The following is a 26,871-nucleotide window of genomic DNA, read 5'->3' as shown; positions in this document are numbered from 1 at the left end:
CAAAGGTCCCTCTACTCAAAAAACGTCTGATACTTTGTCGCCATTTGGGTCAATTTCCCTTTGTGTTCGTCGATGAAGGTGGAGACGGTTTTTTTGTCCCAGATCTTATCGCCTTTTGGAAAGTCGCTGAATTCTTTGGACAGACCGGCGACCATTTTGTCCCTGGAGACGGATACCATGGATTCATCGACGGTGAAGTGATATTCTTTTGCGTTGGGAATAAGGAGTGTTAAATAGATGGCGTTGTAGTAAAAGTTTTTCCGGTTGACGTTGGTGCCGTCGAACCAGTACTCATTCACATCACTTTCAGACAGCTTCCCTTCTTCCTCAAAGCCGTATGTCACCTTCACCATTTCACCGGAAAGATCGATTTCCTTTATCGTTTCACCGCCTGGAAGCTCTTGCAGGATCGCCTGAACTTTAGAATTATCCCCTACATAGGTTCCGCTATTTTCCTTTAATGTATCCACACTTACATCCTCGATGGAGGTGATATCCGCCTCTTTTTCGGGATTTGCGGCACACCCTGTCAAAAAGACCATCAAGCTAAGAATCAACATGCCAAATAGTTTATTGAAAATCATAGTAGCCCTCCACAACCTGTTTGTATGTAATACGGAAGAACGCACATAAAGGTTTCATCCTGATTTTAACATAAATACCCAATAGAAAAACCACCCCGCAACTGTGCGAGGTGGTTCCTTTTTCTTATTTGAAAACCTTCTCTTTGAACTGAGCCAGTTTTTCCAAAGAGGATTTGTCGACTTCTTCATGAAGGCTGTTCCCATGTGAATCCATCGTCACAACGGCTGTGAAGCCTTCTACATTCAAGTGCCACATCGCTTCAGGGATACCGAACTGCATCAGGTCGACGCCATCTACGCCTTTGATGCAGTCTGCGTAGTACTGAGCCGCTCCCCCGATGGCATTCAGGTACACGCCGCCATGATCTTTCAAGGCAGCAAGGGTTTTCGGTCCCATTCCGCCTTTTCCGATGACTGCGCGGATACCGAAACGCTTCATGATGTCCCCTTGATAAGGTTCTTCACGAATCGATGTTGTTGGGCCGGCTGCCTTCACATGCCAATTCCCTTCATCGTCCTTCAGCATAACCGGACCGCAGTGATAGATGATCTGTCCGTCAAGATCCACCGGTGCATCATTTTCGCTCAGATGTTTGTGGATCGCGTCACGGCCAGTGTACATGCGGCCGTTGATATGAACGACGTCTCCCACTTTCAGTTCACGGATTTTTTCTTCCGTGATCGGAGCTTCAAGAACGACAACATTTGGCTGTTCACCAGAACTTGCCGCTGCCGTTTCAAGCTCAGCAAGCGACCCTTGAGTCAGGTCGATCTTGTCGCCTTCCTGATAGAACCATTCGTCCACCCCACCAGTCGCCGGATCAAGCTTCACGCCCAGACGACGGAATGCCCAGCAGTTATACGCAACGGATACGAAGAAGCTCGCAGGGATGCGGTTCATCACGCCAACCTTACAACCAAGGAGCGTCGTTTCCCCGCCGAAGCCCATTGTGCCGATTCCAAGCTCATTGGCATTTTCCATCACGTACTCTTCCAGTTTACGAAGATCTTCATTCGGGTTCACGTCCTCAACGGAACGGAATAATTGTTCTTTGGCCAGATCATATCCGGAAGAGCGGTCCCCACCGATTCCAACGCCGATGAAACCGGCGCTGCAGCCTTGTCCCTGTGCCTGATACACAGAATGCATCACGCATTTGCGGATCCCATCGAGGTCACGTCCGGCACGGCCCAGTCCTTCAAGCTCACAAGGAAGGCTGTACTGGATGTTTTTATTTTCACAACCGCCGCCCTTTAAGATCAGGCGCGCGTCGATATAATCCTTTTCCCACTGCTCGAACTTGATGACCGGCGTCCCGAGTCCAAGGTTGTCCCCTGAGTTAGCCCCCGTCAAAGAATCAACAGAGTTTGGACGAAGCTTCCCGTCCTTCGTCGCCTGTACCATGGCCGCATAGATCGCTTCTTTGATCTGGAGCTGATTCACGCCGACCGGTGTTTTTATTTTAAATGTAGGAAGACCTGTATCCTGACAAATCGGGGATACATTGTCATCCGCCATCTTCACGTTATTTGAAATCGTATCCAAGCTCATCGCTGCACGAGTACCGGCGTTCTCACGGGCTTTCGCAGAGCGGATCGCTCGGCGCACATCCTTTGGCAGATTCGTGGACGTTTCCACAATCAAATCGTACATGCTTTGCTGTAATGTCTCTTTATTCATCGTTCTCCCCCTCTAAAGATCTCAAACAGTCTCAATTTTCATTCATTATTATACTCCTATAAGAATGAGATTGAAAGGGATTTCACAATGGAATTTCCTTCTCGTAATAACACGAAATCTCGTCTTCTGACTTATATGTATAACCGTTTTTTTCGTAAAATTGGATGGCGTCGGCCCACTGCTTATTCGTTTCAAGAATGAGCTTTCGTGCGCCAAGGGAGTGTGCTTTTTCTTCCAGATGTTTGAGCATGATGCCACCTAGTCCACGCTTTCTGAAGGAGGATAGCACCGACATCCTCACGATCTGATACGTATCTTCCGCTTCTTGCCGGATTGCGCCTGTACAGATGATGTCGTCCTTTTCTTTCCCGACAAAAAAATGATGCTGCGTGCCGTCATACTCAAGTGTGATGTCATGGATATCTGGGTTCAGGGTGTGGTCGATGAATCCGAACCGTTCGAGGAACCCGGAAAGTATGACATTTTTCGCCTGCTCGCTTTGATGTTTTTTAATGGGGGTGATGATCATGGGGTGTCGCTCCTTTAATAGATGGTTTTATATTAAAGTTAGACGTTTTGGCGGGGAAATCCTGCTTGGGGCAGGTCTTTACGGGGTGAATGGGTTGAACTGCGTGGGTTGTCAACCGTTTCTACAAAAAATGACATATTCCGCCTCCGGCCACCCAGGACCGGTCTCGACACCCCACACCATCCAAGGTCCGTCCCTCCAAAAAAATAAGAGCCCCATCCAGGACTCCTACTCACTTTTCTTAAATTGCTCGCATTTTACTTCTATGTCATCGATCATGGCGATCAGGCGATCGATATCGTCAATGTCCGCTTGTTCGGGGTCGATCGAGTCCAGAACGTCGACGAACAGATTCAGGCGTTGTTTTAAATAGCTCACTTGTGAGTCTTTATCGTTGATAGCTTTACCCAAGAGTTCTCTCTCCTTTCAATACGTTTACTATGGTAACCAATAACTTTCCGATTGACAAGGGCTGGCCCTTTCTCAATAATGGATGAGTGACTTAATCATAAAGGAGCTTTTACGAATGAAAACTGAACCTCTCTCCAAGAAAATGTCCATTGATCATGATCCTTGGGAGGCTTACCTGGATGTGGATGAGCATGGTGACATCACGCTCTCCAATATCGAATTCACCACCACGACGCTCTGCAATATGAGATGCGAGCACTGCGCAGTTGGTTATACCCTATCACCGAAGGATCCGAGTGCCCTGCCCATTGAACTGATCCTCGGAAAACTCGACGATATCAAAACTCTCCGTTCCCTTAGTATTACCGGCGGGGAACCGATGATGTCCAAGAAATCCGTAGAAAATTATGTACTTCCATTACTCAAGTATGCACATTCCAGGGGCGTACATACCCAAATTAACTCGAATCTCACCCTGGATCTTGACCGCTATTTGATGATTGCCCCGTACCTTGATGTCCTGCACATCTCCCATAACTGGGGAACGATCGACGAATTCATCGATGTCGGGTTTGCCAATATGGAACGGAAACCAACGAGGGATCAGCGCCGGAAGCTGTTCGACCGCATGATTGAAAACAGCCGTGCCCTTTCAGAACGCGGGGTCCTTGTCTCGGCAGAAACCATGTTAAATAAAAACACCCTGCCGTACCTGGAAAAGATCCATCGTCAGATTGTCGATGAAATGAAATGCGGCCGTCACGAAATCCATCCCATGTATCCTTCTGACTTCGCTTCAAGCCTGGAGACTCTTTCATTAGAAGAAACCCGTGAAGCCATCCGGGATATTTTAGCATTCCGCGACGAGAATGTATGGATGCTATTCGGGACCCTGCCTTTCTATCCATGCAGCTCTTCACAGGAGGATCTGGAATTCCTGAAGAACCTTTACTCGGCAAAAAATGTGAGCGTTAGGAATGACCCCGACGGCCGTTCCCGTTTGAACGTGAACATCTTCACCGGCGATGTCATCGTCACCGACTTCGGTGATACCCCGCCACTCGGGAATATCACGAAGGATACGCTGCCTGCCATTTTTGATAAGTGGAAAGAACAGCCCCTTGCGAAAGAATTGAACTGCCACTGTCCCATGGCCCGCTGCCTCGGACCAAACGTACTCGTTAAGTCCATGTATTATCAGGATATAGACTTTTCGAAGCGTGAAGCGAAGATTTCCCGTTGAAAGGAAGATCAAGGCTCAAATCTGTGTTGGGTTTGGGCCTTTGATTTTTGAATAAGGTCCGTCCCTCATATTCACTCGAAATCAACCTACAAACCCTTATATACCGGCCTTCCCACCTCTAAAACCGAGGTCCGTCCCTAAAAAAATGCTCAAAAAACTCAAAAAAAACACATCGGATATTTATCCGATGTGCTTTTATCCTAGGGGTTTGCGGTCGTTGGTTTGGGTGACTTTATGGAGTGCGGGTTCCATGACGTTGTATTTTTGTTTTTTGATCTGGGCATAGATTTTGGCTCTTCTGGCCCCGAACCAGACGCGAAGTGTGATGAATGCGATCAGCAGTCCTCCGAATAGTAGTAAGTATTCCATGTTATTGTTCCTCCTTTGTTAATTCAGAATATTCTAATTATTATAACATATCACTCGACATAATAAAAGAGTGAAATTAGGATATACCCGATTTCACTCTTTGTTAAACCTTTATCTTGGTGTTTCGCTTGCCATGAAACCGAAGTGGACGTGATCCTGGACTGGTATCCATGCCCCGACTCCTTGAGACGTCACGTTTTTCACGACGATTGACCGTTTGGTTCCCTTCATGACGAGGAATACTTCCCCATAGGTCACTTTCCCCTTTTCATTGATGGCAGGTGCATAGGCGTACAGGTAACCGAGTCGTTTAGGTGAGATATTGTACACTTGATCCTTCTTCGTACCGGCCCCTACGATGGTTTGGAAGGCAAGTGGGAGCTTGGATTTATCCATGGCTTTGATGAGCATCATTTTTTCCACATCATCTGCATGGGGAACCTTTGCTGTCAGTCCACCTTTTACGACCTTTTGTGCTTCCTGGACGTAGTGGATTTGATAGTTTGATTTCCCTCCGCGGTTATCGAAGTAATTCGTATTGACCTTTTGGTACTCCCAATTCGGGGAGGTTTCCGTTGATGCATAGTTCAGGGGCCATTCGCCCAGATAGATGGTGGCACGAAGTCCGATCGTCGGTGCTTTATTGACCGTTGATTCGTTCAACATGCGGATCAGGTTCGGATTTTCGATTCTCACATTGGAGGTTTCGATCAGTTCCTGGCTCCACTCGCTGGGTTGAAGATACGGCTGATCCTGTGTCGAATTGGGATACGTATTTTCTTTGGCGATATTCAATACTGAGTTCGGGATTTTCACACTGGTATCCTGTGTTGATTTCGGAGCTTTCTCCGTTTTTGGCTTGCTTTCCTTTTTCGGAGTGGTTTCAGCGTGAAGTCCTGTGGTTGCAACAAAAAATGCGAGAATGACCATAAGAGCAGTGCGCATTAGTTTCATGAATGTGACTCCTTTCAATCATAGCTTAAGGGTTTGCCGTTAGTTTTTCCTAGAAGATGAACCTTATCCAAAAAACTTTATTTGAAAGAATATTTACAAAATTCAATTTTTATTTTATACTATCAATGAAGAGAAAGCGCAGCTTCTCCTACAAAGCTGGCGTTTTCAATCATTCCTACATTCCCTAAAAAAAGCAGTGGAATCCGTTGAAGGATTCCACTGCTTTTTTTGCTTTGGCAATCACTGGGCGATCCCCAGTGACTGGAATGGTTCTTTTAAAATCTTGCAGAGTCTGATAATCAGAAATTGTGCCTGGCCTTAACTTCATACTTATAGTAAATAAAATCCGATCCCCATGATGAAGTAAGCCGCAAGTAGCGTCAATCCTTCAAACCAGTTCGTTTCCCCATCATTGGAGATGACCACGGTAAGTAAGACCGCTGATACCATGGCCACCAGTTCAGGCAGGGTGAACACAAGTGACATGCTTTTTTCAAAGAATAACGAAACCAGTACCAGGACTGGTGCCACGAACATGGCTACCTGAAGGGTGGAACCGACGGCGATCTCCACCGCAACATCCATCTTGTTTTTATACGCCATGATGACGGCTGATGCATGCTCAGCGGCATTTCCGACAATGGCGACGATGATGACCCCGATGAATAGCTCACTCCAACCGAACGCTTCCCCTACCTCTTCAAAGGTATGAACAAGACGTTCAGATACATACGCGACGGCAAGGGTCGATGCCGCAAGGATGAGTAATGCTTTTCCCTTGCTCCACTCAGGCTCCTCATCATGACCATGTGCCCCTTCGCTGTTCTCACTCTGATACACACCGCGGTGGGTGACGAGTTTGAAAAACAGGGCGAATAAGTACAAGGCAATCAAAATGATCGAGATTCCGATGGAAAGACTCATCGTTCCCGTTTCATTCATATCCATCGAGAACACTTCAGGGATGACGAAGGCGACGATGATGGCGAACATGAGCAGTCCTGAATTATGACGGGCATCGAACACATTGAATTTCTGGCGCTTGAACTTCACGCCCCCGACGAAGAAGGACAACCCCGCGACCAATAGCAGGTTCCCCAGGACAGACCCTGTCAGGGAGGCGAGAACGACCCCGATCAAACCGGCCTTCAGGGCAAAAATGGAAATGATCAATTCGACCGCATTCCCGAACGTCGCATTTAACAGGCCGCCGATACGTGGACCCGACACGACGGCTAAGCTTTCCGTCGCTCTTCCCATAAACGCGGCAAGGGCGATAATCGTGACACAATAGACGACGAACATGATGACGCTGGGCCAATGAAGCAGGGAACCGATCACCGAAACCGGAACCCCTGCCAATACAAGGAGAGTAAATACTTTATTCACGTTTATGATCCATCCTTTGTAAGATATTTGGTTAAAACTGGCCTGTTTAGACACATTATAGATAGAACCCAATTAGGAGGAATATCCATGGCACAAACCTTGAAAGATAAAATAACAGAGTTGTTTTCCCACCATAAAATCGGCACCCTTGCCACTATCCGTGACAACAGACCGTACTCACGATTTATGATGTTCGATCATGACGAGCTTACTCTGTACACGGCAACCAACGAACATGCCCACAAAGCAGAAGACATTGCAGAGAACCCTCATGTGCATATCCTGCTCGGGTATGACCGTGATTCCGATCACGAACACTATGTAGAAATCGAGGCTGAGGCTTCGGTCGAAAACTCTCCGGAACTAAAAGCAAGATTCTGGAACGACCAGCTCAAACACTGGATCGCAAGCCCCGATGATCCCGAATACCAGCTTCTCAAGCTCACCCCCAAAACCATCCTCTACTACGAAAAACCCGGCAGCGAACCCCAGGAGCTGTAAAGGGTAGGTGTTGAGGGACGCCTTAGAGGGACGGACCTCTTAACAGAGGAAAAGGGTAGTTCTTGTCGCTGCTTTGAGGGACGGACCTTCGAAAGGATAGTGGACTGCTAACGGTTCTATCCATTCAGAGGTCCGTCCCTCTTTTATTGATGCCGTTCACTTAAAACACTCATTTTTGAGGGGAGGACCTCCCACATTGATGCTGCTCAGAGTTCCGTCCCTCCATCCCTCTCCATCACTTTACCCAACCAATTCAAACGTCTCTTCAATCTTGATGCTGTCCTTTACGGATTGCACCATGGAGCAGTTCTTGCGTGTGAGCTTCATGGCTTTTTCGATTTTCGCTTCGTCAAGGTCCGTCCCTCTGATCGTGAAGTGGAGAGAAATGGCTTCGACACGGTTAGCCTCGGCTTCGTTGCGGGTGACGTCGGCTTTGATGTGGATGTCGTCAAATTGAATACGCATTTTCTCCAGCACTTGGCGGAGCACTCCCCCGCTGCATACGGCAACGGATGATACGAGTAGTTGGAACGGGCGGAAGCCATACTCTTCGTTACCCGATACCTCCAGCTTCCCAAACCCTAAATCTGTGTAAAATCCGCCTTCCTGCATCTTATATTCCATTTCTTAATCATTCCTTCCTTAATATGTTAGTGGATGTTTTGATTTTACTCTATTCCCATCGTATTGCCAAACAATGAAATTGAGGGTACCATCAAAGAAGATATTTACTACGATTGGGAGTTTTGACAAATGAATCAAACATTAGCCTTCCGTTTCAGGGTGTTGGTCGGGATCGTCGCCATCTCGGGCTTCTCACAGGGAATGCTCCTTCCCCTCATCGCCATCATATTCGAGCAGGACGGCCTGTCCTCCTCCCTGAACGGTTTGAACGCCACCGCCCTCTACATCGGAATCCTGCTGGCCTCTCCATTAATGGAAAGACCGCTTCAGAAAATCGGATACAAACCGATGATCATCATCGGAGGAATCATCGTCGCCGCATCACTCTTACTGTTCCCGGTCTGGAAATCCTTCTGGTTCTGGTTCATCCTCCGCCTGCTGATCGGCATCGGGGATCACATGCTCCACTTTGCCACCCAGACGTGGATCACCTCTTTTTCACCAAAAGAGCATCGGGGACGGAACATATCCATTTACGGGGTTTCCTTTGGGATCGGATTCGCCGTCGGCCCGATGATGACACAGCTCATCACGATCCATCAGGCGTTGCCATTCATCATCTCTTCCTTATTAAGCTTAACGGTGTGGATGTTTGTCTTTAAATTACAAAATGAATACCCTGAACAGCAAAACATCGGAAGTGCTTCGTTTCTCGGGTCTTTCCAGCGATTCGGAAAGGTGCTCAAATACGCATGGGTCGCCCTGCTGCCGCCTCTCGGATATGGATTCCTGGAGGCCTCATTAAATGGGAATTTCCCTGTTTTCGCCCTGCGAAACGGATTGTCCATTGAAGCCGTGGCGATCCTTCTGCCTGCGTTTGCAGTGGGAAGCATCATCTCACAGGTTCCCCTTGGCATTTTGAGCGACAAATACGGTAGACAGAATGTCCTCCTCATTGTCATGATGATCGGCTTCCTGTGCTTCTCGGCGGCAGGAATCGTTTCTGAGTCCACGATCGGACTATTCATATGCTTTACACTGGCCGGTATGGCCGTCGGATCGACGTTTTCCCTCGGCATCAGCTACATGACCGACCTTCTGCCGAAAGAATTACTGCCTGCCGGGAACATCATGTGCGGAATCTTCTTCAGCTTCGGCAGCATGATTGGTCCTTTCATCGGCGGGATCACCATCGACTGGTTCAAGGGATCAAGCTTCTTCTATTTGATCGCCTGTATGATGCTGGTGATTTTCGTCAGCCTTCTCGTCTTTTCCCTGCAGAACAGGCGTAGGGAAATAACCCAGAATAACTAGCACAAAACACTTCCCATCCTCATATACATGTGGTAGGATTAGATTATAATCATTACAAATTACTAACTTCATATACTTTCAGCTAAGAGCACGTGCCGTTTTGCTGTCACCTTTCACTGGTGGCAGCTTTCGTCGTTTTATAGGGGTAATGACGTTGATTATTATTCTCAATGAGAATCTCATATTTTCAATTAACCAAAGGAGGAAAACACTATGAGCTCACAATCCAAAGCACTATCCATGGGGGCATCGAATGAAAACATGCACTTCCTTGAAAAAATAAAGCCTCATGCCGAATTGATCGCCGCCCTCATCAGCGGTGTGTTCATTCTACTGGGATGGCTGACGTCTAACGGCGACTCCAGCATGAGCATCCTCTTCTACCTCCTTGCCTTTGCCATCGGCGGCTTCGCCAAAGCAAAAGAAGGAATCGAAGAAACCATCGAAAACAAGGAACTCAATGTCGAGATGCTGATGATTTTTGCCGCGGTCGGATCCGCCATCATCGGGTATTGGACGGAAGGGGCGATCCTCATCTTCATCTTCGCCGTCAGCGGTGCCCTTGAAACCTATACAATGAACAAAAGTCAGAAGGAAATCTCCGCCCTCATGCAGCTCCAGCCGGAAGAAGCATGGCTCGTCACAAGTACCGGAGAAAAGAAAGTGAACGTTTCAAGCCTCGAAATCGGCGATCATATCCTGATCAAACCCGGTGAACGGGTACCGACGGACGGCGTCATCGTAAAAGGCACGACGTCCATCGATGAAGCAGCCATTTCCGGCGAAGCCGTCCCGGTCACAAAGGGGCAGCGGGATGAAGTATTCGCCGGTACCGTCAACATCAACGGTGCCATCACGATGGAAATGACCAAACCGAGCAGCGAAACCCTTTTCCAAAAGATCATCGACCTTGTCCAATCGGCGCAAAGCGAAAAATCCCCTTCCCAGCAGTTCATTGAACGCTTCGAAGGAACGTATGTTAAAGTCGTGCTCGCCGTTGTGTTCCTGATGATGTTCGTCCCTCACTTCGTCCTCGGATGGAGCTGGACGGAAACATTCTACCGGGCCATGGTTCTGCTCGTGGTCGCTTCCCCTTGTGCCCTGGTCGCAGCCATCATGCCGGCGAGTCTTTCCGCGATCTCAAACGGTGCCCGCCACGGCATCCTGTTCAAAGGGGGCGCGCACTTGGAAACCTTAAGCAACATCAAGGCGATAGCCTTTGATAAAACGGGGACGTTGACGAGGGGGAAACCCGTCGTGACGGATATCCTGGTTGCTGACGATCTCGATGAGGATGACGTGATAAATACCGTTGCTTCCATTGAAAATCAATCGAACCATCCACTCGCCCAGGCCATTGTCGGTCACGCAACCCGTGAGCTTGGGGCAGTGCTATCCCAGCCCGATTCCCTTGAAGATGTGTCCGGCTGGGGAGTCAAAGCCCTTGTGGACGGATCCGAATGGAAAATCGGGAAAGCAGACTTTGTGGATAAAATGTTGGCAGAACGGTTTATGAACGGAGCATATGAAAGAATTGCCTCTGAAGGGAAAACGACCGTTTTTGTCGCAAAGGATGAAGTCATTGTGGCATTGATCGCCCTGAAGGACGTGGTCCGCAAAGAAACGATCGAAGCACTGAAGCTCCTCGAAAAAGAAGGCGTGCAGACCATCATGCTGACAGGCGACAACGAAAAAACCGCCCATGCCATCGCAGAAGAAGCAGGAGTCGCAAGCTTCATCGCCGATTGCCTGCCGGAAACGAAAGTAGATGAACTGAAAAAATTGAAACACCAATTCGGCACCGTCGGAATGGTCGGGGACGGAATCAACGACGCGCCGGCCCTTGCAACGGCAAATGTCGGAATCGCCATGGGAGAAGGAACCGACGTCGCTCTTGAAACCGCTGATGTCGTGTTGATGAAAAACGACCTGACCCGTATCGCAGAAGCCATCAAGCTATCGAAAAAAATGAAGCGCATCGTCCAGCAGAACGTCGTCTTCTCCATCGCGGTCATCATGCTGTTGATCGCCTCCAACTTCCTGCAGATCCTCGACCTCCCCTATGGAGTCATCGGGCATGAAGGAAGTACGATATTGGTGATCTTGAACGGTCTTCGATTATTGAAATGATGTTTTCGAGCATCCAGTCCTTTAAGGATTGGGTGCTTTTTTATCGTGAAAGATATATTCGTATAGTGGATCCCCGGTGGTTTCTCCACTTAATCCACCCCCTCACGTTTATCCACATGTGAATAACACCCCCTAAACTACTAAATCGCTGGTCTTTCCGAATCCCTGTCCTACCAAGGTCCGTCCCTCTCTGGTGATATTTTACTAAAATAATATTTTGTTGTTGCTTTCTTGAAAGGGATATCATAAAATGTGTTTAGCTAGTGCAAACGGTTGCATCTATATTGCACCGAATCACCTGTACATAGCAAACAAATGATGAAGATAACGCGACAGCATTTCTTTTAATTTGAAATGTAAACGCACACATGTCATCCAATGTAAGAAATATAGTCCAATAGATTGATATTAAAGGAGGAAACGGGTTTATGAAGAATTTATTGTCATTTGATTTTTGGCAGAAATTCGGGAAAGCATTGCTTGTGGTTGTGGCTGTTATGCCAGCTGCAGGGATCATGATTTCCCTCGGTAAGTTGATTGCCATGATGGGTGGAGACATCACATTAGTGCAAACGATTGCAAGAGTAATGGAGGATATTGGTTGGGGAGTCATCACGAATCTTCACATCCTCTTCGCCGTAGCCATTGGTGGCTCATGGGCGAAAGAACGTGCAGGCGGAGCATTCGCTGCCCTGATCGCCTTCATCCTGATTAACCGTATTACAGGAGCCATCTTCGGAGTGAGCGGAGATATGCTTTCAAACCCCGAAGCAACGGTCTCTTCCCTATTCGGCCAAACGCTGGTCGTTTCAGATTATTTCACATCGGTCCTTGGCGCACCTGCCCTTAACATGGGGGTATTCGTCGGAATCATTTCCGGTTTCCTTGGAGCGAATCTTTTCAACAAATATTATAACTATAGTAAATTACCTGATGCCCTTTCCTTCTTTAATGGAAAACGTTTCGTACCATTCGTCGTGATCGTCGGCTCTGTCATCATCGCCGTCATCATGTCGGTTGTATGGCCGTTCATTCAAGGATTACTGAATGACTTCGGTCAATGGATCGCCACATCACGTAACACGGCGCCCATCATCGCGCCATTCGTATTCGGTGCGTTAGAGCGTCTGTTATTACCATTCGGTCTGCATCATATGTTAACGGTACCAATCAACTACACAGAACTTGGCGGGACTTACACCATCCTCACAGGTTCAAGTGCAGGATCGACGGTTGCCGGTCAAGATCCATTATGGCTTGCCTGGATCGCCGACTTGAATAACTTCCTGGCTGCAGGGGACACAGCGAGCTATAAACAACTGTTAAATGACGTGACACCTGCCCGTTTCAAAGTCGGTCAAATGATTTTATCCACAGCTGCCCTGATCGGTATCGCTTATGCCATGTACCGCAATGTGGATAAAGATAAAAAGAAAAAATACAAATCCATGTTCTTCTCAGCTGGTTTAGCTGTATTCCTGACTGGCGTTACCGAGCCGATCGAATTCATGTTCATGTTCGCTGCCCCGCTTCTGTATGTTGTGTATGCGATCATGACGGGACTTGCCTTCGCGATTGTGGATATCGTTCATATCCGCGTTCACTCTTTCGGATCCATCGAGCTTCTGACTCGTGTACCGATGATCATCAAAGCAGGTCTGTGGGTAGATCTTGTAAACTTTGTCATTGCCTGCGTCGTATTCTTTGGTCTTAACTTCACGGTTGCCAACTTCCTGATCAAGAAGTTTAACTTCCCGACACCGGGTCGTAACGGAAACTATATTGAGGATGAAGCTTCAACAGGCGGTGGTACGGTAAGTGCCGATTCCATCGCTCCAAAAGTGGTTGCCATGCTTGGCGGGAAAGAGAACATCGTAGACGTGGATGCCTGTATGACACGCCTTCGCGTAACAGTAAAAGACACTGCCCTTGTCGGCACGGAACAAGAATGGAAGAAAAACGGAGCACTCGGACTCATCCTGAAAGATAAAGGCGTCCAGGCCATCTATGGTCCAAAAGCAGACGTCATCAAATCGGATATTCAAGATTTGTTAGGAGCGTAATCCATGAAATTACTGACGCTTAATTGTCACTCCTGGCAGGAAGACAACCAGCTCGACAAGATCTCTATTTTAGCCGATGACATCGTGGAGAAATCCTATGATGTCATCGCCCTTCAGGAAGTCAGTCAGCCAATCGATCGTGGAATCGTCAAGGGGATGGTGAAAAAGGACAATTTTGCACTGGTCCTCCTTGGGGAACTGGAGAAGCGAGGGATAACGGATTACACACTTGTCTGGGACTTCGCTCATATCGGCTATGATATCTATGAAGAAGGCGTCGCCATCCTGACGAAGCACCCGGTCGTGGAGGAACACCGCTTCTTCATCTCGAAAAGTCATGACCAGTCCTACTGGAAAACCCGTAAGATCGCAGGGGCCACGATATCATATGAAGGAAAGCCCCTCACCTTCTACTCCTGCCACCTGGGATGGTGGACGGACGAAGAAGAGCCATTCACCTTTCAAGTAGACTCCTTAATGGAGCAGGTCACCCCTGAATCCCCGTTCTTTTTAATGGGGGATTTCAATAACAACGCACTTGTCCGTGAAGAAGGGTATGATTATCTTCTCTCCAAAGGACTTCACGACACATTCGATACCGCTTCAGAAAGAGACAGCGGTATCACCGTTCAAGGAAACATTGCCGGTTGGGATGAAAATACAGTCGATTTGCGACTGGACCTTATCCTGTCCAGCGAAAAAATGTCTGTAGCCTCGTCACGGGTCATTTTTAATGATGTAAATAAGCCTGTCGTATCGGACCATTTCGGAGTGGTAGTGGTGCTCAGTGAAAGCAACTGATCTTGGATCGGTTGCTTTTTTTTGTTTGGAGTGATGGGTGTCCGGGGCTAAATAGTTCGACCGTTCACCCGATATATCGACCGTTCTTCATGCATCGACAATATCCGCACCTCACCTCAGCCCATCACTACTCCCCATCTCCCCAACGTTTAACAAATCCGCCACAGTGGTAAAAAATCATTATACAAATTAAGGAGGTACAACGATGGGACATCAACTCGCAGGACAGGCAGCAGCCGATATCATGGAGCAATGGAAAATCAAGCATCTATTCGGACTGCCGGGAGATTCGATCAATCACTTTGTGGACGTACTGCGAAGTGAAAAGGAGGAAATGGAGTTCATCCAGGTCAGACATGAGGAAGTCGGGGCACTCGCCGCCTCATCCTATGCGAAGCTCACAGGTCACATCGGGGTATGCTTATCGATTGGCGGACCCGGGGCCATCCACCTGTTAAACGGCTTATATGATGCGAAGGCCGACGGGGCACCCGTTTTGGTTTTGGCGGGACAGGTGGCCACAGAAGAACTCGGCATGGATTCATTCCAGGAGGTTCATCTGGACCGAGTGTTTGCAGACGTTTCTGTTTACTGTGAACGGGTATCTTCACCAGAGTCGTTTCCCGATTTGATGAATCAGGCGATCCGGACCGCTTACGCGAAAAAAGGGGTATCCGTATTGATCATCCCGGACGATATCCCCGGGCAAAAAATCAAGGACACCGTAAAGGCTACATCGAGCGTCCCGGCTTTTGCCATCCCCGCTCCCCTCGATCAAGACGTGAAGACCGGACTGGAATATGTACATAAAGCACAACGTCCGGTCATCCTGGCAGGAACGGGAGCCAGGCATGCAGCCCGTGAACTGGAGGTATTGGCGGGAAAAATCGCCGCTCCGGTCATCTTTACGCTTCCAGCCAAGGGAATTTTCCCTGACAAGCATCCGCATAATCTCGGTCAGCTCGGCCAAATCGGGACAAAGCCTGCGTATGAAGCCATGGAAGAGGCAGACCTCCTCATCATGATCGGGACGTCATTCCCTTACCGTGATTTCCTTCCCGACGAAACACCGGCCGTCCAGATCGATGCGGACCCGACTCAGATCGGAAAGAGATACCCTGTCACAGTCGGGATCGTCGGTGATTCAAACCTGGTCCTGAAACAATGGAACGAGCAGTTACCACACAAAGAAGACCGATCATTTTTAGAAGAATGCCAGAACAATATGAAGAACTGGTGGAAGCATATTGAAAAGGATGAAGTGGAGGCGACGACACCCATGAAGCCTCCTCAAGTCATCGCGGCCCTTCAGAAGATTGCGGACGACGATGCAGTCTTGTCCGTCGATGTCGGTAACGTGACGGTCTGGACCGCCAGACATTTTAAGATGACCAATCAGAAAATGATCATCTCAAGCTGGATGGCGACCATGGGCTGTGGACTCCCGGGGGCCATCGCGAGCGGCATTGCAGAACCGGGACGCCAATCGATTGCCGTATGCGGTGACGGCGGTTTCACCATGGTGATGCATGATTTCGTCACGGCAGTCAAATACAAACTCCCGATCATCGTCGTGATCATGAATAACCGGAAGATCGGAATGATCAAGTATGAGCAGGAATCCATCGGTCACCTGGAATATGAAACGGATCTACAGGACATTGATTTCGCTCAATTTGCCAAAGCCTGCGGAGGGGAAGGCTACCGCGTCATCAAGCATGAGGACCTTCAGCCCGCCTTTGAAATGGCGTCGAAATCCAATAAACCGGTCATCATCGACTGTGTCATCGAAGACCAGCCTCCCCTTCCCGGAAAAATCAATTTCGAACAGGCATCAGGCTATTCCAAGCATGTCCTGAAGAAATTCTTCAAACAGCATGAGGCCGAGATGCCTCCCCTGCGGAAAGCGTTAAAACGTATATTTTAACAAAAGAGTGAGCCTGTAAAAGGGCTCACTTATTGGAGGTTTGAATATGAACAGCACTAGCATCATTTTGTGGTTTCTCATAGCCCTCATCGCTCTCGCCTTTCTTGTACCAGCGGCCTTCATTCTCTATCTATGGCTGACCGATGAAAAACAAGAAGAGCATGCCGTGTTAAGGAATTTCCCGGTCCTCGGAAAAATGAGATACATCCTCGAGAAGATCGGTCCTGAACTCAGGCAGTATCTCTTCCACAACGACAACGAAGGAAAACCCTTTTCACGGCTTGAATACCAAAACACCGTCCTCGCGGGAAAATACAAATCCCGGATGCTCGGCTTCGGGTCTGAACGGGACTTTGAAAAGGAAGGCTACTACATACGCAACACCCTTTTCCCTGTCCAACGGGACGAACTCCGCATCGACAACGCACAAAAAGTCAAAACAAAAATCTACAAACTGGATAAAGATAACCTGTTGAGCCGCAAGGAACATCGTGAAGAAACCGATGCAGACCCGTTCCTCCTGAAAGAAGAGGATGCCCCCGTCATTGGCGAGGATACTTGCAAGCACCCTTTTAAAGTGAAAGGACTCGTCGGGCAGTCCGCCATGAGTTACGGTTCACTCGGCGAGCAGGCCATCACGGCTCTGTCGACCGGCTTGAAACTGGCTTCCGGATCATGGATGAACACCGGAGAAGGCGGATTATCCAAGCATCACCTGAAAGGCGGCGTCGACATCATCTGCCAGATCGGACCGGGCTTATTCGGTGTCAGGACCAAGGACGGTGAATTCTCATGGGAAGAATTCAAGAAAAAGAGCGACCTCAAAGAAGTGAAGGCCTTCGAATTGAAACTCGCACAGGGGGCAAAGACCCGGGGCGGACATGTTGACGGCAAAAAAGTGACACAGGAGATCGCCAACATCCGAAACGTGGAGCCTTGGAAATCCATCGACAGCCCGAACCGCTTCAAGGAATTCAGCAACAACGAACAAATGCTGGACTTCATCGAACGACTGAGGGACGTTGGCGGTAAACCCGTCGGAATAAAATTAGTCGTCGGAAACACCAAGGATATCGAAAGCCTCGCATCCTATATGGCCACTTCAGGAAAACATCCCGACTTCATCACAGTGGACGGCGGAGAAGGCGGAACAGGTGCATCCTATCAGGAACTGGCGGCTTCTGCCGGGGTCCCGATCAAATCGGCCCTTCCTTTCCTTCACGACACCCTGGTGAAATACGGCGTCCGGGACAAAGTGAAAATCTTTGCTTCCGGAAAATTGTTAACGCCCGACAAGATTGCCTTTGCCCTCGCCCTCGGTGCCGACTTTGTCAACATCGCCCGGGGACTGATGTTCTCTGTGGGCTGCATCCAGGCACAGGTATGTCACACGAACAACTGCCCCGTAGGCGTAGCCACCACCGACAAGAAGCTGCAGCGTGCACTCATCGTCGAAGAGAAAGCATTCCGCGTCTGCAACTACATCATCTCCCTGCGGGAAGGCCTGTATAATCTCGCCGCAGCAGCAGGAATCGATACCCCGACGAAATTCGGACGGGAACACATCGTATTCCGGGATGAAGATGGACGATTACATCCGATCATGCCGGAGAAGGCTTTGTCATAATGGAAGGAAGCAGCCGATTGGTGTCGGCTGCTTTTTTTTGGTGATGGCTATATGTGTGTAGTTTGGTTACCGACCGTTATTCGGATTGACCGACCTTATTTTCCAGTCGCCCACATCACCCGGATATCGACCGTTTTACCAATCTTGACAGCATCCGCAAGCCCTGACCGAGCGCTCAATCAAAACCAATCCCTCCCACAACAAAAAAAGCACAGCGCCCTAAGACGCTGCACTCCACTTTCTACTTCAACTCCACATTATCAATCACCACATCGTGAGCCCCGAGGGGAGAAGATACGCTTTTACCAAGAAGGAACTTAAGGCTCGTTAATTCCTTAAAACCAACTGTAAACGTATATTCATAATGCGCCTTATCCCCGCCAAGCTGAACGACTTTTGATAAATAGCGATAGTAACCGCCATTCTCCACGGTCACTTCCATCGTCCGGTCAACGGTCGAACTCGCATCAAAGGAAAGCGTGTATTCCACTCCAGGCTCAAGCTTCAATCCACCTTGGAACAATTGGACACTCCACGGTTCGTTCCCTTCATTCCCGATCGAAATCTTCGCCTGCCCGTCTTCAGAAGAAATTCCGGCAGAAGCATCGTAATGGATGTAATTTGCCCAGTATTCTAAGTCAGTATCAAACGATCCGTTTTGGATCACATTCGCACTCGGCGCTCCCGCTATTTTCTTCAACTTTAGGTTATCCAGCTTTACCCCGGTCTTACTGCCACCCAGATCGATGACCAATTGTGATTCCAGATCACTTACATCCGGCATCGTGAACGTCATGGCATGACTTTCCCAATCAGCCGTCAGAGGAATTGTGTCACTTGCATAAACGGTGTCCCCATCCTTGCTCCTTAATTCAATTACAAGATCACGGACACTTTCACCCGCCCCCTCAAACGTCAACTCATACTCATTCAACGCTTTCAACTGGACACCTTTTTGTACCAGCGCGACCTCGCCCGTTTCACTTGAAGGCTTGGCCGAGAATACCCGATCTTCAGGGTCCACTCCCATGGATTCAGCACTCTCTGAACCTATTGGATGCCAAAATAGAAGTCTATCAGGGAATCCCTGATCGAACGTTCCATTATAAATTAGGTTTCCGGTCGGAAGGGCAGGCTTTGAAGCATCCGGATCCACTTCCACCGGCGGGATCTCTTCCACGCGGACATTTCCTAACCACACAGGGAGCTTGGACAATCCTAGATTGAACTCGACGCGTGCTGCCAAATCATTTTCCTCGGTCATCTGGAATACCATTTCATAGGACTCCACTCCGTCACTCAGTGAAAAGGATTCACTGTTTGAATAGGCGTTGTATCCCCTGTCCTCGCCTCCCCCAACTTTTACTTGGATCGGGCGTGTTCCCGTCGATTTTGCATCGAAGGACACACGATAGTACCGTCCCTTACCAAGAGAAACGTCCTGGATGAGCTGCACGGAATATGGCTGGTTTCCCGGCTCTTCCACATCGACTTTAGCAAAATTCCTTCCTTCAATTTGATCGAGGGAGACATTTGCTTTCGCTCCGAAGTCAGGTACGGTCAAGAAATACCAGTAATCCGTATTTTCTACACCCGTAATCCCCTCAACTTCTTCCCACTCCTGGTCGAACCCATTATTGTAAATCAAGTTTCCGTCTTCCAGTGGCTGCTTCGCATCTTCCGGTAACGGTGCCTGTTCGAATACTGGCAGTTCCGGTGTTTGATACGGTCTTCCCGTCAGATCATACACCCGCACATAATCAACATCCATTGATTGAGGGAACATCGTCTCCTCCGTCGGCTCTCCATCGAAATTCCCGCCGATCGCGAGGTTCAACAGCATATGGAACGGTTGATCGAATGGGGCCGGATACGTGAAGTTGGCCGCATTGCCGGTTCCTTTACTGTACCAGTTGTTCTGGGTCTGACGGAGCTTGCCGTCCACATACCAGCGGATCTCCCCCGGCTCCCATTCAACTGAATAGACATGCTCGTCGGCAATGGTCGATCCATTTTCGAACTCATATTCCGCTCCTGTATATTTATTATTCGGCCATGATTCTCCGTAGTGAATCGTCCCGATCGCTTCATGGGGAATGCTTCCCTTTGCTTCTAAAATATCAATCTCTCCGGAGGCAGCCCATCCGCCATACCGGTCATCTTCCGGAAGCATCCAAAACGCTGGCCAATATCCCTTCCCGACAGGCAGGGATGCCTTCATTTCAAATTTTCCATACGCCTTTGAAAACAGCCCCTTCGTCTTCAGGCGGGATGACGTATAGGAATATCCATTATAGTTTTCCTTTTTGGCCGTGATCACAAGCTTTCCGTCCTCTGTCCTGGCGTTTTCCGGGCGGTCTGTGTAATATTGCTTTTCATTGTTCCCCCATCCCGGGACGAATGCACCGCCTGCATCGGTGTAGCCGTTGCCGATATCGAACGTCCATTTCCCGCGGTCGATCTCCGCCTGATTGAATTCGTCATTCCATACGAGGGACCATGGTGAGGCGAAAGAAGCTGCATCACTTGTTTCTTCTCCCTTGTATGTGATCGTACCATTCAAGGTCGCGTTTTCCACGTTACCGTCTCCAGAGATGACCGATCCACTGCCGGATGTCGATACGGTAAGCTCCTTCACCAGTGAATCCTCAGAAAGGTTGACGGATGAAAGCGTGTTCATTTCCAGCCGCTCTGCCACCCCGTCAAGCTCTACAATGGCCTCTCCTTTTTTCCCGGTGGTGGTAATCGTCTCGAACTCACCTTCGAGTCCTGCTTGCTTCCCTTTCACAGTGGATGCCGATACTTTGACATCTTTGAATCCGACAGAAGTAATATCGCTTTCTTCTAACAGCACATTCCCATCCAGCACGGTTTCTTCTACCTTCGAATCTCCTGAGACGGTGATTCTGGTAAGGTGGGCAGGCCCTTGCACTGAAAGACTATCTAACTCGGAATCTGACAGTTGAAGGGTATCCGGTGCCTCCCCCTTGATGAGGGTTTTCCCTTGAACCGTCACGTTTTCAAGCGTAACATCCTTCCCGGCATCAGGTGTAATCACCAGGTCCCCTTTTATCGTTACGTCTTTTAACGTTGAGTCATTGAGATGATAAGGTTTCTCTTTTTGTGGTGCGGCTTTGCCGATGGTTCCCGGTGGCAGAGTGAGAATGAGACATGCAGCGGTAAACGAAGTGACTGCTTTTTTTAACATTGAAACGCCTCCTGGTTTTATTTATGTCTCACGTGGGACATTTGTATATAACTATAAAACCCTCTACACCGTTTGACAACATTTTTCTACCATAATAATCTATTCTTCTATTAAAAAAAGCCCTTCCCAAGGGGAATCAGGCTTTTTTTTCATGACAGGAGTCCCTGCTTACGAGTGTTGCTTGAAAAGGATTCATCTTTTCATAAGGTACACCCTCAATCAGGTGAATCAGCTCCTCTACCAGTGCCACAGCCATCTCCACCCTTGGCACATTCATGGTCGAGAGTGCAGGGGACGTATATTCCGTAAGAAGCAGATTATCGAAGCCGATGAGCGATACGTCCCCTGGAACGTTCCTGCCTGCCTCTTTTAACGCCTTGAGGGCACCAAAGGCAATGTGATCATTGGAACAGACGATGGCAGAAGGAAGGATCCCTTCATCCAGCCAATGCTGTACAGCGTCCCGTCCTGATTCTTCAATAAACTTCCCTTTATACAGGTATTCTGGTTTAAAGGGAATCCCTGCTGCTTCCAATGCCTTTTGAAACCCAATGAGGCGTTCAACCGCTGCAGGATTATCTTCATCACCCATAATGATGCCGATTTCCTCATGCCCAAGCTTGAGAAGGTGATGGGTCGCCTCCATTGCACTCACTTCATTTTGCAATACAGGCATGGGGATGGAAGGAGATCGACGGGTGACATTGTTCTGATCGAACACCCCCACCAAAAAGTCAGCGGATAGGATCTCATCGACAATCGACTGGACGTTGCTCCAGCTGATGATGATACCTGCATCGATACTTTTTTCCCGGTACAGCTTCATAATGGGAGAAGGATCTTCCACCTCCGCCATCGTCACGAGCATCTTATATCCCCGGAGTGAACAGGCGTTGATCATCGCCCCGATCACCACGCTGTAAAACAGATCATCCGAATAAATCCGGTCCTTCTGTGGATCCTGAATGATGAACAGACCGATTGTATGGGTCTTTTTCTTCACGAGTCTCCTTGCTGACACATTCGGATGATACTGATGCTCCTCCATGATCTTCAAAATCCGCTCGCGGGTCTCGGTGCGCACCTGGTCCGAGTCATTCAGGACCCGCTGCACCGTCTTCCGTGACACCCCCGCAATCCTCGCAATATCAAAAATATCCATGACTTCCTCCTGTATGGTTACTTCTTCCTATTATAGCGGATGAGGGCTGGATTGGGTAACCCGCCAGCCTGCAATAAAATGAAACCTTCCCTCCCTTCCATCCGTATATACACTATAAACAGAATCACAACCTTGAAAGGGGAACATTATGGGAAACATCTTACTATTTTCAGTGATTGTCGGATTGGTCATGGCACTATTGGTCGTTCCGATGGCGGTCATGAAAAAACAACATAAAAAAGAGGGGTATCCATCCTTCCCGGCCCTGTTCGGAGCCACCCTCATCATCACATCACTTGTCGTATTCGTCTTTTATTACCTGACGAATCTCGATCAGAACTTCACAAGCATGTGGGTGCTTCTGATCATTGCTTCAGGATTCGGGGCAGCTTTTGCCGTGGGAAAAGAGCGCATGGTAAAAGGGGTTCTATTCCTGGCAAGCCTCTTCGTCGGTGCATACTTCCTGACAGCCTTCGTCTTCAATGCCGATGAGAAATTCGAATCGGCCAAAATGGACGTCAAGACAGAGATAACAGCCTTTGATGAAACGGAAACACCGGCAAGCGTCCCTCCGCAATTTGCCCGGAACAAAATGAAGAAAGCCTTCGGTCAGGTGCCGAATACGAGTTATTATGAGCTCGGCAATCTGCAGATCCAGAAGGTAAACGGAGAGTATGTATACATCGCTCCCGTTGAATTCTCCGGTTTCTTCAAGTGGTTCAAGGGAGACGTGACACCAGGGTACTTCAAGCTGAGTGCGACGGATTCAAACGCAAATCCTAAATTCGTCAAAGAAGAGATGGTGTATACCCCTTCCGCTTATTTTAATAAAAAAATTGAGCGTCACATCCGCTTGAACTATCCGAAAGAGATCTTCAACGGGGACGTGCAGCTTGAAATCGATGATGAAGGAAAGCCATTTTATATCCAGACTTACGGCAACTTCATCTCTGCACGTAATGGATTCGAAGTGAAAGGGATTGTCATAGTCGATCCGCAAACAGGTGATACCAAATCCTATGCCATCAAGGATGTTCCTGCGTTCATCGACGGCGCGGTTTCACCTGAAACGGTCAGCCTTCAGAACAGCTATTTCGGTAACTATGTGAAAGGGTTCTGGAACAGCCGCTTTGGTAAATCGGATGTGAAACTGCCTTCTGATGAAGGAACGGAAGCGAACGTGAGTCCGATTTTTGACGAAAATGGTGACATGTATTACTTCACCGATTTCACGTCGCCGAAAGAAGGCGTGGATTCCATGCTCGGTTATTCCCTGACAAATTCAAGAACCGGTGAAGCAACGTTCTACACTGGTAACCTGGAAGAATCGTATATGGATTCACAAGGGGCCCTGCAGATCATCCAGAAGAAATTCATCGAGAAAAAATGGGACGGCGAAATGCCGGTGCTCTATAATTTCTACGGTGAAGCAAGCTGGCTGACACCTGTTCTCGATGCCAATGGTTTCTTACAGAACTACTTCATCGTGTCAGCTGCCAATCCTGAAATCTCAGCTTATGCGAACACGCCGAATCAGGCATTGAAAGCCTATAAAACCGCTCTCCAACGCGGCGGTGGCAGTGTCGACGGCAGCTCCAAAGCCGAGGAGAAACAAGCAAACGGTACGGTCGTCCGTGTTTACAAAGAAAAATCCGGTGACTACACTGTGGTGTCTTTCCTTCTCGACAATGGGAAAAACTATATCGTATCTTCTGAAAACAGCTTACTTGCCATCTATCTGAAAGAAAATGACAAGGTCAACGTGACGTACATGGATACAGGTGAAGCATTCCTGCCTGTAAAAGACATGACCATCCAAGGACTGCAACAATAAATAGAAGGCCGGGATCCATGTTGGATTCCGGCCTTCTATTACTCCCCTGCATTCACATAATACACCAGATTATCCGTCCACTTCCCGAACTCATAAATGAACCCTTTCCTTGTACATTCATATTTCATCCCGACACTTTCAGCAAGGCGGATCGACGGGGTATTATCCAGATTGATATGGGCCTCGATACGGTGAAAATTCAACTTCACGAAAGAAAGGTGAAGAGCCGCTTTCACAGCTTCCTTCCCGTATCCCCGGTTCCAATATCGATTATGTAAGGTGTAACCCACTCTTCCCCAATTAAAGTTGTACCTCATGAGGGTAGAGAAATCGATGGTCCCGATATTGGCTCCATTTTCCTTCAGGAAGACCCCCAGAATATACACCTGATCCAACGCAATCATATGATCATGCTTCTCAAGCATCTCCCGGAACCAGAACTCCGTGCACTCGCTCATATCCTCGTAACCGACATCATATTTATGCTGTGACGGAAGCCTGTTCACATGTTCCCTGAACCAGTTTCCATAATCCCTGTTTACGAATGGCCTGATGACCAGGCGCGGTGTTTCTATGGTTAAGTCCCTATGATTCACCCTTCAGTCCCCCTTAACCTATTAGATATTCTTAATAGTACCAACCGCTTAACTAGAATGGTAGCTCTTTTTTCCAAACGGAAGGCGCTCCTCTTTTTGAGAAACGCCTCCAACCTCATTTATCTTTATTCCACTCTTCCTCTAGTTCCTTCTCGATTTGTTCATCGGTCAGATACTCCTCATCCAGCTGCTGAACATGCTCGGTGATCCGGTTGAGCTTGGAATGTACGATCCAAAGGCTGATTACCACGAAGACCATGAAAAAAATGACGATGAGTCCCACATCCATATAATCGACGCCTCCTTTACCTATATTTATTAAGGAAACATAGGAAAAAGAAGGCTTTCGTCAGAAAAAGTACGGAAAGGTCCGAAAGTCCCCTGCCTATCCGGAGGTGACGAAATACCAGTGTTCATCGAGCTGCTCGACAAAGGATTAAATAGGAGAATGACACTCACTTTCCTCAATACGCCTTCGCCCAATAAACCAAGTGCTTCGCATCCTTTTCACAGCATACGCAGGTATCGGATACTTGCTCCTGCTCGAACGGCATGCATCGTGAAGTGGCACTCGTTTCTTCCTTGATTTTATCTTCACAGTCACGGTCACCGCACCACATGGCTTTGATGAACCCGCCTTTTTCACTGACCGTCATCTTGAATTCTTCAAACGTTTTGGCGACTGTCGTTTTTTCATCGCGATGAGCTCTCGCTTTTTCCAGTAGATTGTGCTGGATGTCTTCGAGGAGTTCCGCAACTTTTCCTTCCAGTTCTTCCATCGTGACCGTGATTTTCTCACCCGTATCACGTCTCGCCACGATCACCTGCCCGTTCTCGATATCCCTTGGACCGACCTCCAAACGTAGTGGGATTCCCTTCATTTCATACTCATTGAACTTCCAGCCAGGCTTTTTATCACTCGCATCGATATCGACACGGGCAACCCCTGCCAGCTGACGTTTCAGATTATAGGCAAAATCAAGGACGCCTTCCTTATGCTGGGCAATCGGCACGATCATCAGCTGGGTAGGCGCAACCCTTGGTGGCACCACCAGTCCCCGGTCATCTCCATGGACCATGATCATGGCCCCGATGATACGGGTCGTGAATCCCCAGGACGTTTGCTGCACATGCTGAAGTTTTCCGTCACGGTCTGTGAACTGGATGCCGAACGCTTTCGCGAATCCGTCGCCTAAATGGTGGGATGTCCCTGACTGCAGGGCTTTCCCGTCATGCATCAGACTCTCGATCGTGTACGTATATTTTGCACCGGCAAACTTTTCTTTTTCGGTTTTCTGTCCCTTGATGACCGGGATCGCGAGCAGCTTTTCACAAAGCTCTGCGTATACTTCAAGCATTTTCACGGTTTCGTCGTGAGCCTCCTGATCGGTTTCATGACACGTATGCCCCTCCTGCCACAGGAACTCAAGCGTTCGGAGGAATGGACGGGTCGTCTTTTCCCAACGGACCACATTGGCCCACTGATTGTAGAGCTTAGGCAGATCCCGGTACGAGTGGATAATGTTTTTATAATGCTCACCGAATAATACTTCTGACGTCGGACGCACGCATAGTCTTTCAGCCAATTTCTCTTCGCCGCCATGGGTCACCCAAGCCACTTCCGGTGCGAATCCTTCGATATGATCCTTCTCCCGCTGCAGCAGACTTTCCGGTATAAATAGTGGCATATACACGTTTTCATGCCCGGTTTCCTTGATTTTGGCATCAAGGGCATCTTTTATATTTTCCCAAAGGGCGTACCCGTAAGGCCGGATGATCATCGACCCGCGGACGCTGGAGTAATCGATGAGCTCCGCCTTCGTCACGACATCGGTATACCACTGGGCAAAGTCATCTTCCATGCCCGTAACATCTTTTACAAATTCTTTAGCCATTTTAGCGCACCTCATATTTTAGTGGATTG

General features: G+C 48.5%; 22 protein-coding genes. 9 read left to right on the top strand and 13 right to left on the bottom strand.

Annotation, left to right across the window (positions count from 1 at the left end; genetic code table 11):
- Window positions 1–11: 11 nt before the first annotated feature.
- The 4 genes from CN378_RS13325 to CN378_RS13310 all read right to left on the bottom strand — a co-directional run bounded on the left by CN378_RS13325 (window position 12) and on the right by CN378_RS13310 (window position 3,205).
- Entirely contained in the window at window positions 12–584 is a 573-nt protein-coding gene (locus CN378_RS13325) for a DUF4825 domain-containing protein (RefSeq protein WP_098352660.1), read from the bottom strand.
- Window positions 585–708: 124 nt separating this feature from the next.
- A complete protein-coding gene (locus tag CN378_RS13320) occupies window positions 709–2,265 on the bottom strand; it encodes a fumarate hydratase (protein ID WP_098352658.1) in 1,557 nt (518 codons plus the stop codon).
- An 82-nt stretch (window positions 2,266–2,347) separates the two neighbouring features.
- Window positions 2,348–2,794, bottom strand: a complete 447-nt coding sequence (locus CN378_RS13315; RefSeq protein WP_098352656.1) for a GNAT family N-acetyltransferase — start codon at window positions 2,792–2,794, stop codon at window positions 2,348–2,350.
- Between the two features lie 228 nt (window positions 2,795–3,022).
- Window positions 3,023–3,205: an SE1561 family protein gene (locus CN378_RS13310; RefSeq protein WP_034761313.1), complete on the bottom strand. Its 183-nt coding sequence runs from the start codon at window positions 3,203–3,205 to the stop codon at window positions 3,023–3,025.
- A gap of 115 nt (window positions 3,206–3,320) precedes the next feature.
- On the opposite strand from CN378_RS13310, the gene yfkAB reads away from it, so the two are divergent.
- A complete protein-coding gene (yfkAB, locus tag CN378_RS13305; RefSeq protein ID WP_098352655.1) occupies window positions 3,321–4,448 on the top strand; it encodes a radical SAM/CxCxxxxC motif protein YfkAB in 1,128 nt (375 codons plus the stop codon).
- 195 nt (window positions 4,449–4,643) lie between these two features.
- Here yfkAB and CN378_RS22660 read toward each other — a convergent pair whose 3' ends face one another.
- The 3 genes from CN378_RS22660 to cax form a co-directional block, all read right to left on the bottom strand.
- Window positions 4,644–4,817: a hypothetical protein gene (locus CN378_RS22660; RefSeq protein ID WP_179884917.1), complete on the bottom strand. Its 174-nt coding sequence runs from the start codon at window positions 4,815–4,817 to the stop codon at window positions 4,644–4,646.
- 111 nt (window positions 4,818–4,928) lie between these two features.
- Window positions 4,929–5,771 (bottom strand): YfkD famly protein, encoded by an 843-nt coding sequence (locus tag CN378_RS13300; RefSeq protein ID WP_098352653.1) that lies wholly within the window; start codon window positions 5,769–5,771, stop codon window positions 4,929–4,931.
- Between the two features lie 330 nt (window positions 5,772–6,101).
- Entirely contained in the window at window positions 6,102–7,160 is a 1,059-nt protein-coding gene (cax, locus tag CN378_RS13295) for a calcium/proton exchanger (RefSeq protein ID WP_098352652.1), read from the bottom strand.
- Between the two features lie 87 nt (window positions 7,161–7,247).
- Between cax and CN378_RS13290 the strand changes: the two genes are divergently transcribed.
- Window positions 7,248–7,661 (top strand): pyridoxamine 5'-phosphate oxidase family protein, encoded by a 414-nt coding sequence (locus CN378_RS13290; protein WP_098352650.1) that lies wholly within the window; start codon window positions 7,248–7,250, stop codon window positions 7,659–7,661.
- Window positions 7,662–7,901: 240 nt separating this feature from the next.
- Here CN378_RS13290 and CN378_RS13285 read toward each other — a convergent pair whose 3' ends face one another.
- Window positions 7,902–8,285, bottom strand: a complete 384-nt coding sequence (locus CN378_RS13285; RefSeq protein WP_098352649.1) for an OsmC family protein — start codon at window positions 8,283–8,285, stop codon at window positions 7,902–7,904.
- Window positions 8,286–8,414: 129 nt separating this feature from the next.
- Between CN378_RS13285 and CN378_RS13280 the strand changes: the two genes are divergently transcribed.
- The 6 genes from CN378_RS13280 (at window position 8,415) to CN378_RS13255 (ending at window position 18,147) form a co-directional block, all read left to right on the top strand.
- Entirely contained in the window at window positions 8,415–9,599 is a 1,185-nt protein-coding gene (locus CN378_RS13280) for an MFS transporter (RefSeq protein ID WP_098352647.1), read from the top strand.
- Window positions 9,600–9,812: 213 nt separating this feature from the next.
- Complete coding sequence (locus tag CN378_RS13275) at window positions 9,813–11,729, top strand: heavy metal translocating P-type ATPase (RefSeq protein ID WP_098352646.1); 1,917 nt, start codon at window positions 9,813–9,815, stop codon at window positions 11,727–11,729.
- A 428-nt stretch (window positions 11,730–12,157) separates the two neighbouring features.
- Window positions 12,158–13,792, top strand: a complete 1,635-nt coding sequence (locus CN378_RS13270; protein WP_098352644.1) for a PTS transporter subunit IIBC — start codon at window positions 12,158–12,160, stop codon at window positions 13,790–13,792.
- A gap of 3 nt (window positions 13,793–13,795) precedes the next feature.
- Window positions 13,796–14,593: an endonuclease/exonuclease/phosphatase family protein gene (locus CN378_RS13265; protein ID WP_098352642.1), complete on the top strand. Its 798-nt coding sequence runs from the start codon at window positions 13,796–13,798 to the stop codon at window positions 14,591–14,593.
- A gap of 205 nt (window positions 14,594–14,798) precedes the next feature.
- The gene (locus tag CN378_RS13260; protein ID WP_098352641.1) at window positions 14,799–16,520 is read left to right on the top strand and encodes a pyruvate oxidase; all 1,722 of its coding nucleotides are present in this window, start codon (window positions 14,799–14,801) and stop codon (window positions 16,518–16,520) included.
- A 46-nt stretch (window positions 16,521–16,566) separates the two neighbouring features.
- On the top strand, window positions 16,567–18,147 hold the full coding sequence (locus CN378_RS13255; RefSeq protein ID WP_098352639.1) for an FMN-binding glutamate synthase family protein: 1,581 nt from the start codon (window positions 16,567–16,569) through the stop codon (window positions 18,145–18,147).
- A 241-nt stretch (window positions 18,148–18,388) separates the two neighbouring features.
- Here the strand turns inward: CN378_RS13255 and CN378_RS13250 are convergent, their stop codons facing one another.
- Entirely contained in the window at window positions 18,389–21,355 is a 2,967-nt protein-coding gene (locus CN378_RS13250; RefSeq protein ID WP_098352637.1) for a carbohydrate binding domain-containing protein, read from the bottom strand.
- 136 nt (window positions 21,356–21,491) lie between these two features.
- Window positions 21,492–22,517, bottom strand: coding sequence for a LacI family DNA-binding transcriptional regulator (locus CN378_RS13245; protein WP_098352636.1), 1,026 nt, complete (start codon window positions 22,515–22,517; stop codon window positions 21,492–21,494).
- Between the two features lie 148 nt (window positions 22,518–22,665).
- Between CN378_RS13245 and CN378_RS13240 the strand changes: the two genes are divergently transcribed.
- Entirely contained in the window at window positions 22,666–24,351 is a 1,686-nt protein-coding gene (locus CN378_RS13240; protein ID WP_098352634.1) for an MFS transporter, read from the top strand.
- Between the two features lie 38 nt (window positions 24,352–24,389).
- Here the strand turns inward: CN378_RS13240 and CN378_RS13235 are convergent, their stop codons facing one another.
- The 3 genes from CN378_RS13235 to proS form a co-directional block, all read right to left on the bottom strand.
- Window positions 24,390–24,947, bottom strand: coding sequence for a GNAT family N-acetyltransferase (locus CN378_RS13235; protein ID WP_098352632.1), 558 nt, complete (start codon window positions 24,945–24,947; stop codon window positions 24,390–24,392).
- Between the two features lie 115 nt (window positions 24,948–25,062).
- Window positions 25,063–25,236, bottom strand: a complete 174-nt coding sequence (locus tag CN378_RS22655; RefSeq protein ID WP_179884916.1) for a hypothetical protein — start codon at window positions 25,234–25,236, stop codon at window positions 25,063–25,065.
- Between the two features lie 175 nt (window positions 25,237–25,411).
- Entirely contained in the window at window positions 25,412–26,842 is a 1,431-nt protein-coding gene (proS, locus tag CN378_RS13230) for a proline--tRNA ligase (protein ID WP_098352630.1), read from the bottom strand.
- Window positions 26,843–26,871 lie beyond the last annotated feature (29 nt).

Origin of the sequence: Bacillus sp. AFS015802 (assembly GCF_002561455.1) — a bacterium.
Lineage (GTDB): Bacteria > Bacillota > Bacilli > Bacillales > Bacillaceae_B > Rossellomorea.
This window is presented reverse-complemented; position numbering and strand designations above follow the sequence as displayed.

Excerpts from the sequence above, each read along its gene's own strand:
- CN378_RS13325 (WP_098352660.1), bottom strand. The coding sequence starts at position 584 with ATGATTTTCAATAAACTATTTGGCATGTTGATTCTTAGCTTGATGGTC.
- CN378_RS13320 (WP_098352658.1), bottom strand. The coding sequence starts at position 2,265 with ATGAATAAAGAGACATTACAGCAAAGCATGTACGATTTGATTGTGGAA.
- CN378_RS13315 (WP_098352656.1), bottom strand. The coding sequence starts at position 2,794 with ATGATCATCACCCCCATTAAAAAACATCAAAGCGAGCAGGCGAAAAAT.
- yfkAB (WP_098352655.1), top strand. The coding sequence starts at position 3,321 with ATGAAAACTGAACCTCTCTCCAAGAAAATGTCCATTGATCATGATCCT.
- CN378_RS22660 (WP_179884917.1), bottom strand. The coding sequence starts at position 4,817 with ATGGAATACTTACTACTATTCGGAGGACTGCTGATCGCATTCATCACA.
- CN378_RS13300 (WP_098352653.1), bottom strand. The coding sequence starts at position 5,771 with ATGAAACTAATGCGCACTGCTCTTATGGTCATTCTCGCATTTTTTGTT.
- CN378_RS13290 (WP_098352650.1), top strand. The coding sequence starts at position 7,248 with ATGGCACAAACCTTGAAAGATAAAATAACAGAGTTGTTTTCCCACCAT.
- CN378_RS13285 (WP_098352649.1), bottom strand. The coding sequence starts at position 8,285 with ATGGAATATAAGATGCAGGAAGGCGGATTTTACACAGATTTAGGGTTT.
- CN378_RS13280 (WP_098352647.1), top strand. The coding sequence starts at position 8,415 with ATGAATCAAACATTAGCCTTCCGTTTCAGGGTGTTGGTCGGGATCGTC.
- CN378_RS13275 (WP_098352646.1), top strand. The coding sequence starts at position 9,813 with ATGAGCTCACAATCCAAAGCACTATCCATGGGGGCATCGAATGAAAAC.
- CN378_RS13270 (WP_098352644.1), top strand. The coding sequence starts at position 12,158 with ATGAAGAATTTATTGTCATTTGATTTTTGGCAGAAATTCGGGAAAGCA.
- CN378_RS13265 (WP_098352642.1), top strand. The coding sequence starts at position 13,796 with ATGAAATTACTGACGCTTAATTGTCACTCCTGGCAGGAAGACAACCAG.
- CN378_RS13260 (WP_098352641.1), top strand. The coding sequence starts at position 14,799 with ATGGGACATCAACTCGCAGGACAGGCAGCAGCCGATATCATGGAGCAA.
- CN378_RS13255 (WP_098352639.1), top strand. The coding sequence starts at position 16,567 with ATGAACAGCACTAGCATCATTTTGTGGTTTCTCATAGCCCTCATCGCT.
- CN378_RS13250 (WP_098352637.1), bottom strand. The coding sequence starts at position 21,355 with ATGTTAAAAAAAGCAGTCACTTCGTTTACCGCTGCATGTCTCATTCTC.
- CN378_RS13245 (WP_098352636.1), bottom strand. The coding sequence starts at position 22,517 with ATGGATATTTTTGATATTGCGAGGATTGCGGGGGTGTCACGGAAGACG.
- CN378_RS13240 (WP_098352634.1), top strand. The coding sequence starts at position 22,666 with ATGGGAAACATCTTACTATTTTCAGTGATTGTCGGATTGGTCATGGCA.
- CN378_RS22655 (WP_179884916.1), bottom strand. The coding sequence starts at position 25,236 with ATGGATGTGGGACTCATCGTCATTTTTTTCATGGTCTTCGTGGTAATC.
- proS (WP_098352630.1), bottom strand. The coding sequence starts at position 26,842 with ATGGCTAAAGAATTTGTAAAAGATGTTACGGGCATGGAAGATGACTTT.